We start from the raw sequence: 15,745 nt of genomic DNA on the forward strand, positions 1-15,745 counted from the left end.
GCTGGCGCTGTAAGCGGCCAAGGCGGCGGGGCATGCTGCCTGTGTCCGGGTGCGGCTGCCGACGGCCCGCGCTCTGCCCGGCGGCGTGCCTGCCTTCTTCATCCACTCCTACAAGGGGCCCTCAATGCCGATCGACACGACCCTTCTCGGCCGACGCGACTATGCGAAGCTTGGCCTTGCCGGCCTGGCCGGCGCGGCACTCGCCTCCGTGCCTGGCCTGAGCCCGGCCCAGGCTGCCGCGAGCATGGACGCGCTGATTGCCGCGGCCAAAAAGGAAGGCAAGCTCAACGTCATCGCTTTGCCGCGGGATTGGGCAAATTACGGCGCTCTGATGGACAGGTTCACCGCGAAATACGGCATCGCCATCGACGACGCGAACCCGGACGGTTCTTCCGCCCAGGAATTGCAGGCCGTGCGCAGCCTTAAGGGGCAGAATCGCGCGCCGGACGCGGTGGATGTCGGCCCCTCCTTCGCCGCCATCGGCGCGAAGCAGAAGCTCTTCACGCCGTACAAGGTCGCGACCTGGAACAGCATCCCCGCGACCATGAAGGATCCGCACGGCCTCTGGGTCGCGGATTATTTCGGTGTGATCTCCATCGCCACCAATACCACTGTGGTGAAGACGGCGCCGCGCAGCTGGGCGGATCTCAAGAAGCCCGAATACAAAGGCATGATCGCCCTGAACGGCAGCCCGCTCGGCGCCGGTGCCGCTTTCGCGGCGGTCTTCGCCGCCTCGCTCGGCAATGGCGGTTCCTACGATGATATCGCGCCGGGCGTGCACTATTTCGCCGAACTCGCCAAGCTCGGCAATCTCAACCCGGCGGCGGCCACCGGGCCGGCGCTGCTCGTCAGCGGCCAGGCGCCGATCGTCATCAACTGGGATTACCTGGCGCTCGGCTACCGCGACAAGGCGGTCGGCAAGGCGACCATCGAGGTCGTGGTGCCGGAAGGCAGCCCGGCCTATGGCAGCTATTACTGCCAGGCCATTCCGCGGGATGCGGCGCATCCGATGGCGGCCAAGCTGTGGCAGGAATTCATCTATTCCGATGAAGGCCAGCTGCTCTTCCTGGCCGGCTACGCGCATCCCGCGCGCTATGCCGATCTCGCCAAGCGCAACCTCATCCCTGCCGATCTGGCCGCCAAGCTGCCGCCTGCCGGTCCTTACCAGAACGTGAAGTTCGCCAGCCAGGAGCAGGTCGCCAAGGCGCAGAAGGTGCTGGGTGAACTGTGGCCGAAGCTGGTCAAGATCTGATCGGCCGAGAGCGCCCATCGCCCGCCCGGGCGCTCGCGATCACCGCTCCGATCTGATCGATCCTGCGGTGCGTATCGTCTCCCCCTGGCCAGAGGACACCATCTGGCCGGGGGATCTTCTGCAGAGCGGTTGATGGTCGCTGACACGCCCTTCATCCGCCCGGGCTTATTGTTTGTGCGAGCATCTTCGCCTGGTCGGATGAAATCCTCCGACCAGGATGTGCTCTAGAAACGGATTGGCATGCCTGTGAGCGAGACCGGCCAGACACTTCCCGCGACCCGGCCATCCCTCACCGGCCCGGCTCGGAAAGGGCCGGCCACGGCAGGCTCCGGCGGTCTCAGCGGGTTTATCGGCCGCGCCGTCCCCTGGCTCTTCGTCGGCCTCTTTCTGCTCTTCGTTCTCGCCTTCCTCGTCGCCCCGACCATCGTTCTGATCGTCCAGAGCTTCATCGGCGATAAGGGCTTCACCTTCGCCTATATCCTTGGCCTCTGGGACTATCAGTACCGCGTCGCCTTCGAGAATTCGATCATCCTCGGTGCCGCCTCCGCGCTCACCGGCCTCATCGGCGGCTTCTTCCTCGCCTATGCGAGCCTGCAGCCCGGCGCCCCCGCCTTCCTCCGCTCGATCATCGCGAGCTTCTCCGCCGTCGCCGCCAATTTCGCGGGCGTGCCGCTGGCCTTCGCCTTCATCAGCACCCTCGGCAGCCTCGGCTTCGTGACCGTGATGCTCAAGAATATCGGCATCAATATCTACAGCATGGGCTTCTCGCTCTATTCGCTGACGGGGCTGACCGTCACCTTCGCCTATTTCCAGATCCCGCTGATGCTCATCATCATCACCCCGGCCATTCAGGGCCTTCGCCGGCAATGGCGCGAGGCGTCCGACGGGCTCGGCGCCTCCACCTGGCAGTATTGGCGCTTCGTCGGCCTGCCGATCCTCATGCCCTCGCTGCTCGGCGGCTTCCTTCTGCTCTTCGGCAGCGCCTTTTCGGCCTTCGCCACCCCCTATGCGCTGACTGACGGCAATATCGCCCTCGTCACCATCAGCATCAGCAATGTGCTCTCCGGCAACGTCATGTCCGATCCGCAGGTGGGCGCCGCCCTTTCAACCGGGATGATCGTCGTCATGGTGATCGTCCTCGGCATCTACAGCCTCGTCACGCGCCATGCCGCGCGCTGGCGCCGATAGGAGGAGGCGCGCATGAGCGTTTCCGTCTCCGCGACCCCCGATGCCGCAACCGGCGCAACCGCCCGCCCGCCGGCGCGCGGGCGGCAGACTTATGGCGCGCGCCGCGGCCTCGGCCTCGTCAACTGGATCATCATCGCCCTCGGGGCCGTCTTCTTCTTCGTGCCCCTCATCGTCACCGGGATTTTCAGCCTCTGGGAAGGCGGGCATCGCTACGGCTTTTCCGCCTATGGCGCGATGCTGCATGCGCCGGGCTTCTGGTCCAGCCTGTTCCTGTCGCTCCGCCTCGCCGCCGAGACGATCCTGCTCAGCTTCGTCCTTCTCCTGCCGGCGATGATCTTCGTCCATCTCAAGGCGCCGAAGCTCAAGCCCTTGTTCGAGTTCATCTCGAACCTGCCCTTCGTCATTCCGGCGATCGCGCTGATCGACGGGCTGACGACGCTCTATACCGGCCCCTCCTGGCTCATCAGCACGCCGAACTACCTCGTCATTCCCTACTTCTTCCTGGCGCTCCCCTATGCCTATCGTTCGATCGAGGTCGGGCTCTCCACTCTCGATCTGCGGACGCTGACGGAAGCGGGGCAATCGCTCGGCGCGGGCTGGGGCGAGATCATCTTTCTCGTGCTGCTGCCCAATCTGCGCCCGGCGCTGGTGGGTGCCGTGCTCCTCACCCTCACCATCGTCATCGGCGAGTTCACCTTCGCGAGTGTCCTGCTCTTCCACACCTTCGCGGTCTTCATCAACGATACCGGGCAGAATGCGATTACGGAGGCCGCGGCCCTCTCGGTCTTCAGCTTTCTGCTCACCTGGTTTTTCATGCTTGGCGTGCTGCTCACCAGCCGCCGGGGCACGGCTACTGTCGGAGGCGCGCACTAATGGATATCAGCCCCACTCCTACGCTTTCGGGCGTGACGCTGCGCGGCATCCGCAAGAGCTTCGGCGCGCGGACGGTGCTTCAAGACATCAACATCGATCTCGCCCAGGGCGAATTGCTCTGCCTGCTCGGGCCGTCCGGCTGCGGCAAGACCACGCTTTTGCGTATTCTCGCTGGTTTCGACACGCCCGATGCCGGGCAGGTCTTGCTCGGTGGCCAGGATGTCACCTGGCTGCCGCCCAACAAGCGGCGCATGGGCATGGTCTTTCAGGCCTATAGCCTCTTTCCGAACATGACGGCGGTGCAGAATGTCCGCTTCGGGCCGCGGGTGCGCGGTCTGGGCGATGCGCGCGCGCAGATCGCCGAAGCTGAACGCCTGCTCGCCATGGTCGGGCTCGCCGCCCATACCCAGAAATTTCCGCATCAGATGTCCGGCGGCCAGCAGCAGCGCGTGGCGCTTGCCCGGGCGCTCGCCGTCAAGCCCGACATCCTCCTGCTCGACGAGCCGCTCTCGGCCCTCGATGCCAAGGTGCGCACGCAGCTTCGCTCCGAGATCCGCCGCATCCAGCAGGAGACCGGCATCACCACGGTCTTCGTGACGCATGATCAGGAAGAGGCTCTGTCGATTTCCGACCGGGTAGCGGTGATGAGCGAAGGCCATGTGCTGCAGATGGCGCCGCCGGCCGAGATCTATCGTGCCCCGGCGGATGGCTTCGTCGCGCGGTTCATCGGCGCCGGGGGCGTGCTGGCCGGCCGCGTCGATGGCGCGGCGGTGCGGATCGGGCAGATCGCGCTGCCGGCCCAGGCGGCCGCCGCTTACCCGGCCGGCGCCGAGGTCGAACTCTTTTTGCGCCCCGAGCACGTCACCCTCTCCGCTCGGCATGAGCCGCAGCCGGCGGTGGCGGTGCCTGCGATCGTCGATGACGTGACCTTCTTCGGCTCGCTGACCCGGGTGAAGCTCGGCCTCGCCGATGGCGCGGAGGGCGAACTCTGGGCCGATCTGCCGAGCGATACGGCGGGGCATCTCTCGCTCGGCATGCCGGTCTGGGCGTCCTGGGCGCCTGAATCGCCCCGCATTCTCTCGCGCTGAACCGCCGGCTCAGTCAGAGCGCCCCTTGAACCGCAGCCGTTCGGAGCCGATGGAGGCGTAGCGCGCAAGGCGCGGTGGCAGCGACAGGCCGCGCTTGCGCGGGCCACCCTCGTTCGGCACCAGGCAGACGAGGATCGGGTGATGGTCCGAAGTGCCGCGCTCCAGCACCCGCGTTTCGAGGCAGGTGAGGCCGCGAATGAGCGCGCGATCGAGCCGCAGCGGCAGAAGATCGCTCATCCGATGCGTCGGCTGGCGAGGGCCCGCATCCTCGAAGCCCGGCAGGAGCGGCGGCCCCACGAGGTTGTAATCCCCGAGGATGGCGGCGCGCGGCGGCAGGTGTTCGGCGATATGGCGCAGCTGGCGGCGATTGAGCAGTTGGGAATGCGAGAGATGCACATTGGCGACCGCGCAGGGGCCGAGTTCGGTGATCTGGCAGATGCGCCGGACGACCGCCCCGGCCGGGAGCGCGATCATCACCGGCGGGCGGGCAGGGGGGATGGGTGTCCAGATGGCAAGCCCGTGGCGGCGGCCCGGCAGCGGCATGCGGGTGAAGCTGCCGCCGAGGAGATGCGGCAATTCCTCGAAGGCCGCCGTCACCTCTTGCATCAGCATGGCGTCCGGCTGCTCCCCCTCGATCAGACGGGCCACCTCGGCAACGGCCGCGCCTTCCTTGTGCAGCAGGTTCCAGCTGATCAGTTTCATGCTGGTCAAGATAGCCGCTTCCCGGCCGCCGTCGAGCCCAGGATCCGCTGGGCCGCCGCTCGCCGTTCCGGCAAACGAAGCCGGGGCGGCATGCGCCGGCCCCCGTGGTCGCCCCCGCGGGAACGGCTATAAAGGACTGGCTGGGTTCTCTTTCCCGGCAAAGGCGCAGAAGGAGGTTTGACCTTGAGCCGCGGAGCAAGCAGTCCCCTTGCCATCGTGCCCCGCCCGAAGGAAGGGCACCCGACCGATCCCCTATGGCGGCGCCTGCGGCGCGAAGCGGAGGAGGCCTATGCCAAGGCTCCGGCCCTCGCCACACTGTTCTTCGAGTCCATCATCAACCAGCCGTCTTTTGAAGCGGCGGTCTGCCACCGGGTCTCGTCGCGGCTGAAAAACGACGTCATCGCCCTGCCGCTCATCGTTCAGGCCTTTCACCAGGCGCTCTCGGCAGACCCCGGGATCGGCTGCGCCTTCAAGGCCGATATCGAAGCGGTGTTCGAGCGCGACCCGGCCTGCGAGCGCTTCATCGAGCCCTTCCTCTATTTCAAGGGCTTTCACGCCATCCAGGCGCATCGGGTGACGCATTGGCTGTGGCAGAACGGCGAGCGGGACTTCGCCCTTTATCTGCAAAGCCGCTCGTCCGAGGTATTCCAGACGGATATCCACCCGGCCGCCCGCCTCGGGCAGGGGATCTTGCTCGACCATGCGACCGGCCTCGTCGTAGGCGAAACCGCGGTCGTGGAAGACAATGTCTCGCTGCTGCAGAACGTGACGCTGGGCGGCACCGGCAAGGAGGCCGGGGACCGGCATCCCAAGATCCGCCGCGGGGTGATGATCGGGGCGGGCGCCAAGATCCTCGGCAATATCGAGATCGGCGAGAATGCCCGCGTCGCTGCCGGCTCGGTCGTTCTGCGTCCGGTGCCGCCGAATGCGGTGGTCGCCGGCGTTCCCGCCAAGCTCGTACGAATGATGGGGACCGCTCCCTCTCTCGGCGGAATGGATGAGGTTCTGGCGAGCCTTGCGTACGATTCCTTCGATTGGACGATCTGAAGAGAGAAGCAGCCTGCGCAGCCCGCGGTGATCGGAGAAAATTCTTCCTGAGTTTCAGGAAAATCCGGGCTGGTGTAAGATTTGCCAGGTAGTAGGGAGAGATTTTTCGTGAAAATCGCCAATGATGTGACCGCCCTGGTGGGCAATACGCCGCTCGTCGCCATTCGCAAGCTGGTGCCCGAAGGGGCGGGGCGGGTGGTCGCCAAGCTCGAATATTTCAATCCGGGCCACAGCGTGAAGGACCGCATCGGCGTCGCGATGATCGACGCGGCGGAGAAGGCGGGGCTGATCGGGCCGAATTCGATCATCGTGGAGCCGACCTCGGGCAATACCGGCATCGCGCTCGCCATGGTCTGCGCCGCGCGGGGCTATCGCTGCATCCTGACGATGCCCGAAACGATGAGCCGCGAGCGGCGCATGCTGCTGCGTGCCTATGGCGCGGAACTGGTGTTGACGCCCGGGCCGGAAGGCATGGGCGGGGCCATTGCGCGTGCCGAGCAGATCGCGGCTTCCGGCCCCGATTATTTCATGCCCCAGCAGTTCAAGAATCCCGCCAATCCGGAGATCCATCGCAATACCACGGCCGAGGAGATCTGGCGGGATACCGATGGCATGGTGGACTTTCTCGTCTCCGGCATCGGCACCGGCGGCACCATTACCGGAACGGCGGAAATCCTGAAGGCCCGCAAGCCATCCTTCAAGGCGATCGCGGTCGAGCCGGATGCGTCGCCCATCCTGTCGGGCGGCAAGAAGGGGCCGCACCCGATCCAGGGGATCGGCGCCGGCTTCGTGCCGGATGTGCTGAACACCGAGGTTTATGACGAGGTGGTGCGGGTGGCCAATCAGGATGCCTTCGATACGGCGCGGCAGGTTGCGCGGGAAGAGGGGCTGCTGGTCGGCATCTCCTCCGGCGCCGCGCTCTGGGCGGCGAGCGTCATCGCCCGTCGGCCGGAGAATGCCGGCAAGCTGATCGTGACGATCATTCCCTCCTACGGCGAACGCTACCTCAGCACGCCCCTCTACGCAGATCTGGTTGATTGATTTCGCACCAAGGGTGGAGGCGCTTTCGGCGCCTCAACCCTTCGGCTAGCGGCGCGCGGGGCAGAGCCGCGGCGCCGGGCTGTTCAGCTCGGTGCGGTCGGCTCGGTCACGCTGCGGATGGCGGCGATCAGCCGGCTCGGCTTATAGGGCTTGACCAAGGCCAGAACTTTCGGGCCGCGCGTATCCGCCCGGTCCAAAGCGTCCGGGCGGCCGGTGGTATAGATGATCGGCATCGCCGGGCAGCGCTGCTGCACCAGCCGCGCCAGGGCAATCCCATCCGTCTCGCCCGGCATATGAATATCGGTCACCAGAAGATCGAAGGCACAGCCATTCTCTTCGATGAAAGCGGCGCCCTCGTCCCCGCTTTCGAAGGAGAGAACGTCGAAGCCAGCCTCGACCAGCTCTTCCGCCATGATCGTGCGAATGAGCCATTCATCTTCGACCAGAAGGACGGATGTCATCTTAGCAACATCGACATGTGCGCTCGGTCAAGATTTAAGGCTGGCCCTTTTTCGCCGGTGTGATGTTCTGAGAACTTAATCCAGGTCTTGCAAGCATTCTCACTCCTCATCGCGGGCAACTTTCCGCGAGCGGCGTCCCACTGGAACTTGAAGGCGCGGTCACGTCCCTGTGGTCCGGCCCTGCTTGTATGTCCTCGGCCTGCGCCTCACCTCCAGGCGGTCTGAAACACCGCCCGGGGGGAAGTCTTATGTTCTACCATCGTAAAGAAACCATCATGCCGGTTAATGTCGGCACGCCCGATCCGATGTTCGGGCAGTTTCTGCTTGAACAGTTCGGCGGTGCGACGGGGGAATTGACGGCAGCCCTGCAATATTGGGTGCAGTCCTTCCATGTCACTGACCCGGCCATTCGCGATATGCTGCAGGATATCGCGATCGAGGAGTTCAGCCATCTCGAGATGGTGGGGAAACTCATCGTCCAGCACACCTCGAAAATCGACCAGGCGGGAGTGTACGAGGCGCCGCTCTTCCAGATGAAGGGCGTGGGCCCGCATCTCGTCGATAGCCAGGGCACGGCCTGGACCGCGGCATATGTTCAGGAAGGCGGCAACGTGGTGCGCGACCTCAGGGCCAATATCTCCGCCGAGGGCGGTGCCCGCCAGACCTATGAGGCGCTGATCAAGCGGTGCAGCGATGAGGGCACAAGGAAGGTGCTGACCCATCTGCTGACCCGGGAGATTACCCATACGAACATGTTCATGAAGGCGCTGGAAAGCATGGGGAAGCTGGACGATCCGATGTTCGGCACCGTGGCGCCGGACGACACGGTCAATATCGTCTTCAACCTCTCCCAGGGCGAAGATTACCGCGGCCCCTGGAACGAGGGCCCGGCCTATGATGGCAAGCCCTTCCAATACATCCAGGATCCGGCGCCGCGCGGCGGCATGCCCCCCTCGCCCGTCAACCCCGATGATGAGAAGGGCGGCCCCGCGCAGCGGGCGCGCTGACCATTGCGCTGGCGCGCTTCCGCGATCGCGCGCCAGCCACTCCTCCGCTTCTTTGGTCGAGTGAGCCTGCCTTACGCGGGTGGACGCTCGGCCGCGCGCCGCACCATCGCGCCGAGGCTCCCCCCCGCCGGATAGAGCGGAATGAGGAAGCTTTGCAGCAGGTGGTAGATATCGGGCTTGCCGACGAAGAACCGCGGCCGCGGGTTGAGCGCTTCGTCCAGTTCCGGATACCAGCCGCCATGCACCGGATCGGCGAGATATTGCGCCATCCAGTTCCACACCCGCCGATACCAGTCCTCATAGAAGCTATCATCGCCGGCCCGGGCTGCGAGAAAGGCTGCGGCGGCGACTGCCTCGCAGCACGGCCACCACAGCCGGTCGCGGATGAGCGGGGCATTGTCGTAGCCGAGGGTGTAGTAGAAGCCACCCGTTTGCGGGTCCCACCCATCTGTCACCGCCTGGCGGAACAGCCCGGCCGCTGCCTCCGCCATCCAGGCAGGCGCGTCTTGCGAGAGAACCTGCAACTGCGCCACCAGCCGAGACCATTCCAGGGCATGGCCAGGCGTCGTCCCTTGCGGTCGAAACATGTCCGAGCCGCGATAGGCGAGGTCCGGTGTCCAATGCGCGTCGAAGTGCTCGATGACCCGCCAGCCGTGGGCGCGCGCGATGCGATTGATTACCAGATCGGCGATGCTTTCGGCCTGGCGCAAATAGGCGCTGTCGCCCGTCGCCTCGTAGGCGGCCATTAGCGCCTCGGTCAGATGCATATTGGCGTTCTGCCCGCGATAGGCGCTGAGCGGGCTCCAATCCTCGCGGAACTCCTCGGCCACTGCCCCATGTTCGGCTTCCCAGAAACGGGTGTTGAGCACCTCCGTCACATCCGCGAGCAGACGGTCCGCGCTCGCGAAACCGGCCATCTTGGCCGAGGCGGCGGCGAGCAGAACGAAAGCGTGGCCATAGGCCTGTTTCGAGGTATCCGCGCCCGGACCCGCCTGCCAGCAATAGCCGCCGCGGCTATGGTCGCGATGCAGATCCCAAAGCGCCGCGAGGCCGTGGCGGACAAGCGCTTCCGCACCCGGCCAGCCCGCCATATGGGCGATCGCGAAGCAATGCGTGACGCGCGTGGTGGTGACGAGTTCGCGCACCCGCGTCTCGCGCCGCGGCTGGCCGGCAATATCGAGGTCGAAAAACCCGCCCGCCGGGTCGATCGAATTGTGCTGGAACTGCGCGAGCAGGGCATCGGCGCTGCGCTCGAGCCAGCGGCGATGGGTAGGCCGGCTGGTCCAGGCAGTGCCGAACTCCCGCGCCGTGCCTGCTCTCGTGCCCGGGGCTTGTGGGTGTTGCATCGGCCTGTCCTCGTCCGTTGAAGTCTTCAGGTTGCAGAGACGATGGGCAGGCGCAAGGGTCTAACCGTGCAGTGCGGCGTACGGGCAGCGGGCGCGGCTTGCAAGCTGTGCCGCCCCGTGTCGCTATGGCGCCTTTCACGGGCGGGGCGTGCAATGCCACGGATCATCAAGCTGGTTTCGAGTCGCTATCAACTTCTGGTGGCGGTGCTGGTCGCGCTTCTGACCGGCGTGCTGCAGCCCTATCGTTCGATCATCGGCTTTGCCGGCCCGCACGCCGATTTCGTGCTGACCTGGGATATCGGGTCGATCACCTTTATCGGCCTCTGGTCGATCACGATGTGGCGAACGCTGCCGCTCGACATGCCGGCCCGCGCCGAGGCTCAGGAAGATGGTGAATGGACGGTCTTCGCCGTCAGCCTCGCCGCGATCTTCTGGAGCCTCTTCGTCGTCATTCTCGAATTCCACAACGCCGGCAGCCTCAAAGGCTCCGTCAAGCTGGCGCACCTCACCCTGGTCATCGGCACCTTGCTGATTTCGTGGTTGACCACGCAGCTAATCTTCGCGCTGCGCTATGCGCACGAGTTCTACGCTATCTCGGACGGCAGCGCCGCGACGGATGGCGGGCTCGATTTTCCGCAGGAGCCGGAGCCGGATTATTTCGATTTCGTCTATTTCTCGATGGTGCTCGGCATGACGTTCCAGGTGTCGGACGTGCAGATCACCTCGCGCAAGATCCGCCGCCTGGCGACGCTGCACGGCTTCATCGGCTTCATGTTCAACACCGTCATCCTGGCGTTGACCGTCAACATCTCCGCGAACTTCCTCTGAACGCGCGGCGGCTGCTCTCTCAGCGCAGCGTCCGCGCCGCCGCCTGCAACGCGCAGAAGGTCTGGTAGCGGCGCTGGTGCCAGGCGGCCCGCGCGCCTGCTTCGGGCCGGTAGATCCTGTCGAGCGCGGACATCGCCGGCATGGCGGCGCCAAGATCCGCATAGCGCCCGGCCGCGACCGCGCCGAGCATGGCCGCACCCAGCAGCACGGGTTCTGCCGAGCGCGTGCCCGCGACCGGCACGCCGGCGGCATCGGCGAGAAGCTGGCGCACCAGGGGTGCCGACCCGGCCCCGCCGCTCACCACCACGGTGTCGATGACGATCCCTTCCGCTTCCATTGCCGCCAGGATCTGCCGCATGCCGTAGCCGAGCCCGGCGATGCCGGCGAGATAGAGGCCCACCAACCCTTCCGCGGAGCGATCCATGCCGAGGCCGGCGACGACCGCCCGCGCATCAGGGTCGGCGAGCGGTGCGCGGTTGCCGAGGAAATCCGGCACTACGGCGAGGCTGCCGATCACCGCTTCCGGTGCGGTGGCGGCTAACCGCTCGGCTGCTGCTGCGGCGACCCAATCGACGAGCGAAACGCCCGCCGCCTCTGCGGCGCGCTCGGCCTCGGCGCTGGCGGGGTGGCAGCGCAGCAGATGGTCGATCCCGGCGCCGGCGGCGGATTGGCCGCCTTCGCACAGCCAGAGGCCGGGCACCATGGCGGAATAGTAGGGGCCCCAGATTCCGGGCACGAAGGCGGCTTCGGTGCTGCTCGCCATGGTGCAGGCGGAGGTGCCGAAGACATAGGCCATCCGCCCGGTGAGGCCGCTCTCCCCGGTCGCTGCGCCGCCCGCGCCCGCCGCGCCCACCGTGCCGATGCCACCAGCATGCGCATCGATGAGCCCGGCGGCAACCACCGTGCCCGGCAGCAGGCCGAGCGCTTCGGCGGCATCGGCCGTCAATCCCTGGCCAAGCGGGGTGCCGGGCTCCACCATCTCGGTGCCGATGCGGCGGAAGCCCGCCTCCGCCAGATCGCCAAGCCCGATCGCGTGGAAGTAGGTCTCATCCCAGCGCCGCTCATGCGCGAGGTAGGTCCATTTGCAGGTTACCGTGCAGAGCGAGCGGGCGAGGCTGCCGCTGGCCCGCCAGGTCAGATAATCGGTCAGATCCATGAAATGCGCCGCGCGCGCGTAGCTTTCCGGCAGGTGCCGCTTCAGCCAGAGAAGTTTCGGCGTTTCCATCTCGGGCGAGATCACATGGCCGACATAGCGCAGCACGGGATGCGCCGTTTGGTTGATGAAGGCGGCTTCGGCGACGGCGCGGTGATCCATCCAGACGATGATGTTGCGCGCGCGATCGCCGGACTGGCTGACCGGCACGGGCGCGCCATCGGCGCCGATCGCCACGAGCGAGCAGGTGGCATCGAAGCCGATGCCGCGTACCAGCGCCGGATCGATCGCCGCCGCGGCGAGCGCCGCGCGGGCCGCCTCGCAGACGGCGCGCCAAATATCCTCGCTCGATTGTTCGGCGATATCCCCCGCGGCGCGATGCAGCGCGATCTCTCGCTTGGCGCTGGCGTAGAGCTTGCCTTCGGCGTCGAACAGGCCGGCCCGCGCACTGCCCGTGCCGACGTCGATCCCGAGGAAATAATCCGCCATGGTGATCCGCTCCTCCTGCCGCCGGCTTGGGAGGGTCGCCATTCTGCCTCCGGCCCGCTTTGTTTGCGGCTGAGGCTAGCGCAAGCTGGCTCGTTCGGCTACGCGGCGCACCCGCCGGTGGCCCGAACCGAGAGTGGTTCGTCTTCGCTTACGTGCCACTCAAGCCGCTCGGCCAGGCTGCCTAGAGGCGATTGAGCGGGATCTTGAGGTATTGGTGGCCGTCATCTTCGGGCGGCGGCATCTCGCCCGCGCGCATGTTCACTTGCACAGATGGTAGAATGAGCTTTGGCATGGAGAGGGTTCTGTCGCGGGCCTCGCGCATCGCCACGAAGGCATCCTCGGCAATGCCATCCTGCACATGGATGTTGTCGGCGCGCTCGGCTGCGACCGTCGTCTCCCAGACATAGGTTTCCCTGCCTGGGGCCTTGTAGTCATGGCAGAGGAAGAGACGCGTCGCGGGCGGGAGGGAGAGGACGCGCCGGGCGGAGCGATAGAGCGTGCGTGCATCGCCCCCGGGGAAATCGGCGCGGGCGGTGCCGAAATCCGGCATGAACAAGGTATCGCCGATAAAGGCGGCGTCGCCGATGACATAGGTCATGCAGGCGGGCGTGTGCCCGGGGGTGTGGAGCGCGATGGCGGCGAGATCGCCGATCGAGAAGGCTTCGCCGTCGCGAAAGAGATGGTCGAACTGGCTGCCATCACGTTCGAATTCGCTGCCGGCATTGAAGATCTTTCCGAAGATCCCTTGCACGACGCGAATGTTTTCACCGATGCCGAGCTTCCCGCCAAGCCTCTCCTTCAGGTAGGGCGCCGCCGAAAGATGGTCGGCATGGACATGGGTTTCGAGGATCCATCGCAGGGTGAGGTGGTTGCTCTCGATGAAGGCGATGATCCGGTCGGCGCTGGTCCTCGCGGTCCGCCCGGCGGCGGCATCGAAATCGAGTACCGAGTCTATCACCGCGCAGGCGCGGCTGGCCGGGTCATGCACGACATAGGATGCGGTATTCGTCGGCTCGTCGAAAAACGCGGTGACCTGCGGCTGCGCGACCGCGCGCGCCAGGGCGCTTTCTACCACGGACCGGGCTGCGGCAAGCGCCGTGTCCTCGCCCATCGCCATCTCGCCGGACATCGTCCTCTCCTTCATTGGCAGCGGCAGGTGCCGCCCGTTGTGGGACAATCGCTATCATATTTTCGATATTGACTTTAGTAAAGTGTATAATGAATATGTGCTGCGAGCGATCTCGTCGGAAACCGACAAGCGAGGGCCTATGAGCGACCAGATGCACGAGGAGAGGGCAGGAAGCTCCGAAGCCGCGGCCGGAGGCTGGGGGCTGCTGAATGAGCCGGCACCGCTCTTTCGCGCGCGGACGACGATGGGGGAGCGGGGGATTGCGGATTATCGCGGCCGCTGGCTTCTGTTCTTTGCCCATCCGGCGGATTTCACCCCGGTTTGCACGAGCGAGTTCCTTTCCCTCGCGCGCGCTCACGATCGTTTCCAGGCGCTCGGCTGCGATCTGCTCGGCCTCTCGGTCGATAGCCTCTTTGCGCATATCGCCTGGCTCACCGGCATTGAAAGCCGGTTCGGCGTGCGCGTGCCTTTCCCGATTGTCGAAGACCCCTCCATGGTGATCGCCCGCGCCTACGGCATGCTGCGCCCTGGCGCGGCGACGAGCGCGACCGTGCGGGCGAGTTTCATCATCGACCCGGCGGGCATCATCCGCGCCATCACCTGGTATCCCCAATCGGTTGGCCGCAGCGTCGCGGAGTTGCTTCGCCTCGTCGCAGCCCTGCGGGAGAGCGATGCGCGGCAGGTCTTTCTGCCCGAGGGCTGGCAGCCGGGGGATCCCGCGCTGTTGCCACCGCCGATGGTGGTGCCCGAGGCGGCGGCATCGGCGGGCGTGCCGACCGGGTGCGACTGGTACTATCGGCTGGAGGCGGCTGATGCGTGATCCGGCCGTAACGAGCCTGCCGCGAGCCATGGCCAAGCAGGCCGAAGAGGTTGCCGATCTGCTCAAGCTGCTCGGCAATCCGCAACGCTTGATGATCGCTTGCCTGCTCGTGGAAGGTTCTTTCGCTGTCAGTGAGATCGAGGCCCGGCTCGGCATCCGGCAGCCGAGCTTGTCCCAGCAACTGGCCGCGCTCCGTGAGAGCGGCCTCATCGAAGGCCGGCGGGAAGCCAAGGCGGTGATCTATCATCTGAAGGATGCCCGCCTCGGTCGCCTGCTGAGTGCCTTGCACGATATCTTCTGCCCCAACGGGGTGAGCGTCGCCCGTGTCGGAGACTCTCGCCCGGTTGCGGTTGCGGCCCAAGGCGCAGAAGGCGCCGCTTCCTTCGATAGGGCGGGCGCGGCTGCCTTCGCGCGGCTCGCCGCGGCCGGGGAGGGCTAGGCCATGGCGCTGCTGATTTATGCGCAATCTTTCGCCGGCGGCCTGCTGATCGGCACCGCCGCCGCGCTGTTTCTCGTGCTGAACGGTCGCATCGCCGGGATCAGCGGCCTGCTCGGCGGCCTTCTTGGCCGTTGGGGGCGGGAGGCTGTGTCGAGCCTGCTCTTCCTGGTCGGGCTTTTGCTTGGGCCGCTGCTCTACCGCGTCATCACCGGGCATCTGCCGATGGTGCGGATCGAGGCGGGATGGCTGGTCGTGATCGCGGGCGGCCTCCTCGTCGGCTTCGGCACGCGGCTCGGCACCGGCTGCACCAGCGGCCACGGTGTCTGCGGCCTCGCACGGTTATCGCCGCGGTCGCTCGTTGCAGTCGGGGTGTTCATGGCGGCAGCCGTGGCGACTGTCTTCGTCACCCATCATCTGCTGGGAGGGCAGCCGTGATGCAGGCATTCGCCGTCCGTGCCGCCGCCCTTCTCGCCGGCCTTGTCTTCGGCCTCGGCCTGTCGCTCTCCGGCATGGTCAATCCCGCCCGGGTGATCGGCTTCCTCAATCTTGCCGGGCCATGGGATCCGAGCCTCGCCTTCGTGCTGGCGGGCGCCGTCTTTGCATCCATGCTCGGTGTGGCGCTCGCCAGGCGCCGCGCCCGCCCCCTGCTGGCGGAGCGATTTCAGTGGCCGACGGCGCGGAGCATCGATTACCGGCTGCTGGCGGGCGCGCTGCTCTTCGGCATCGGCTGGGGGCTCGCCGGCTTCTGTCCGGGCCCTGCCATCGCCTCCCTCTCGATGGGCTATGGCAAGAGCATCGTCTTCGTCGCCGCGATGCTGTGCGGCATGGCGCTCTACCGCGCCACGCAGCGCCCGCGCGGCCAATAACAGAATTCGGGGTGGA

Annotated in this window: 17 protein-coding genes; 12 read left to right on the top strand and 5 right to left on the bottom strand. The window is 66.2% G+C overall.

Going from position 1 to position 15,745, the window contains the following annotated elements:
- Positions 1-124 precede the first annotated feature (124 nt).
- From ACYQ7X_RS10270 to ACYQ7X_RS10285, 4 genes are all read left to right on the top strand, one after another.
- Complete coding sequence (locus tag ACYQ7X_RS10270) at positions 125-1,252, top strand: extracellular solute-binding protein (RefSeq protein ID WP_459696921.1); 1,128 nt, start codon at positions 125-127, stop codon at positions 1,250-1,252.
- Between the two features lie 240 nt (positions 1,253-1,492).
- Positions 1,493-2,440, top strand: coding sequence for an ABC transporter permease (locus ACYQ7X_RS10275; protein ID WP_459696922.1), 948 nt, complete (start codon positions 1,493-1,495; stop codon positions 2,438-2,440).
- Positions 2,441-2,452: 12 nt separating this feature from the next.
- Entirely contained in the window at positions 2,453-3,313 is an 861-nt protein-coding gene (locus tag ACYQ7X_RS10280; RefSeq protein WP_459696923.1) for an ABC transporter permease, read from the top strand.
- Positions 3,313-4,401 (top strand): ABC transporter ATP-binding protein, encoded by a 1,089-nt coding sequence (locus ACYQ7X_RS10285; RefSeq protein ID WP_459696924.1) that lies wholly within the window; start codon positions 3,313-3,315, stop codon positions 4,399-4,401. The genes ACYQ7X_RS10280 and ACYQ7X_RS10285 overlap by 1 nt, the downstream gene beginning before the upstream one ends.
- A gap of 9 nt (positions 4,402-4,410) precedes the next feature.
- Here the strand turns inward: ACYQ7X_RS10285 and ACYQ7X_RS10290 are convergent, their stop codons facing one another.
- Positions 4,411-5,103 (bottom strand): endonuclease/exonuclease/phosphatase family protein, encoded by a 693-nt coding sequence (locus tag ACYQ7X_RS10290; protein WP_459696962.1) that lies wholly within the window; start codon positions 5,101-5,103, stop codon positions 4,411-4,413.
- 183 nt (positions 5,104-5,286) lie between these two features.
- Between ACYQ7X_RS10290 and cysE the strand changes: the two genes are divergently transcribed.
- Both cysE and cysK read left to right on the top strand, forming a co-directional pair.
- Positions 5,287-6,150, top strand: a complete 864-nt coding sequence (gene cysE, locus ACYQ7X_RS10295; protein ID WP_459696925.1) for a serine O-acetyltransferase — start codon at positions 5,287-5,289, stop codon at positions 6,148-6,150.
- A gap of 108 nt (positions 6,151-6,258) precedes the next feature.
- Positions 6,259-7,191, top strand: coding sequence for a cysteine synthase A (gene cysK / locus ACYQ7X_RS10300; protein ID WP_459696926.1), 933 nt, complete (start codon positions 6,259-6,261; stop codon positions 7,189-7,191).
- Between the two features lie 83 nt (positions 7,192-7,274).
- Here cysK and ACYQ7X_RS10305 read toward each other — a convergent pair whose 3' ends face one another.
- On the bottom strand, positions 7,275-7,652 hold the full coding sequence (locus ACYQ7X_RS10305; protein WP_459696927.1) for a response regulator: 378 nt from the start codon (positions 7,650-7,652) through the stop codon (positions 7,275-7,277).
- Between the two features lie 248 nt (positions 7,653-7,900).
- Between ACYQ7X_RS10305 and ACYQ7X_RS10310 the strand changes: the two genes are divergently transcribed.
- Positions 7,901-8,659: a manganese catalase family protein gene (locus ACYQ7X_RS10310; RefSeq protein ID WP_459696928.1), complete on the top strand. Its 759-nt coding sequence runs from the start codon at positions 7,901-7,903 to the stop codon at positions 8,657-8,659.
- Positions 8,660-8,730: 71 nt separating this feature from the next.
- Here the strand turns inward: ACYQ7X_RS10310 and ACYQ7X_RS10315 are convergent, their stop codons facing one another.
- The gene (locus ACYQ7X_RS10315; protein ID WP_459696929.1) at positions 8,731-10,005 is read right to left on the bottom strand and encodes an AGE family epimerase/isomerase; all 1,275 of its coding nucleotides are present in this window, start codon (positions 10,003-10,005) and stop codon (positions 8,731-8,733) included.
- Between the two features lie 153 nt (positions 10,006-10,158).
- Between ACYQ7X_RS10315 and ACYQ7X_RS10320 the strand changes: the two genes are divergently transcribed.
- The gene (locus tag ACYQ7X_RS10320) at positions 10,159-10,833 is read left to right on the top strand and encodes a DUF1345 domain-containing protein (protein WP_459696930.1); all 675 of its coding nucleotides are present in this window, start codon (positions 10,159-10,161) and stop codon (positions 10,831-10,833) included.
- Positions 10,834-10,852: 19 nt separating this feature from the next.
- Here ACYQ7X_RS10320 and ACYQ7X_RS10325 read toward each other — a convergent pair whose 3' ends face one another.
- Positions 10,853-12,517: an FGGY-family carbohydrate kinase gene (locus ACYQ7X_RS10325; RefSeq protein ID WP_459696931.1), complete on the bottom strand. Its 1,665-nt coding sequence runs from the start codon at positions 12,515-12,517 to the stop codon at positions 10,853-10,855.
- Between the two features lie 139 nt (positions 12,518-12,656).
- Positions 12,657-13,604 (bottom strand): MBL fold metallo-hydrolase, encoded by a 948-nt coding sequence (locus ACYQ7X_RS10330; protein WP_459696932.1) that lies wholly within the window; start codon positions 13,602-13,604, stop codon positions 12,657-12,659.
- Between the two features lie 151 nt (positions 13,605-13,755).
- On the opposite strand from ACYQ7X_RS10330, the gene ACYQ7X_RS10335 reads away from it, so the two are divergent.
- From ACYQ7X_RS10335 to ACYQ7X_RS10350, 4 genes are read left to right on the top strand one after another with little or no spacing between them, the layout of a single operon-like run.
- Positions 13,756-14,424, top strand: a complete 669-nt coding sequence (locus ACYQ7X_RS10335; protein ID WP_459696963.1) for a peroxiredoxin — start codon at positions 13,756-13,758, stop codon at positions 14,422-14,424.
- Positions 14,417-14,863: an ArsR/SmtB family transcription factor gene (locus tag ACYQ7X_RS10340; RefSeq protein ID WP_459696933.1), complete on the top strand. Its 447-nt coding sequence runs from the start codon at positions 14,417-14,419 to the stop codon at positions 14,861-14,863. The genes ACYQ7X_RS10335 and ACYQ7X_RS10340 overlap by 8 nt, the downstream gene beginning before the upstream one ends.
- Positions 14,864-14,866: 3 nt before the next feature.
- Positions 14,867-15,298, top strand: coding sequence for a YeeE/YedE family protein (locus ACYQ7X_RS10345; RefSeq protein WP_459696934.1), 432 nt, complete (start codon positions 14,867-14,869; stop codon positions 15,296-15,298).
- Positions 15,298-15,729, top strand: coding sequence for a DUF6691 family protein (locus tag ACYQ7X_RS10350; protein WP_459696964.1), 432 nt, complete (start codon positions 15,298-15,300; stop codon positions 15,727-15,729). The genes ACYQ7X_RS10345 and ACYQ7X_RS10350 overlap by 1 nt, the downstream gene beginning before the upstream one ends.
- The last annotated feature ends 16 nt before the right edge of the window (positions 15,730-15,745 follow it).

The organism is Acidisoma sp. C75 (assembly GCF_054665095.1).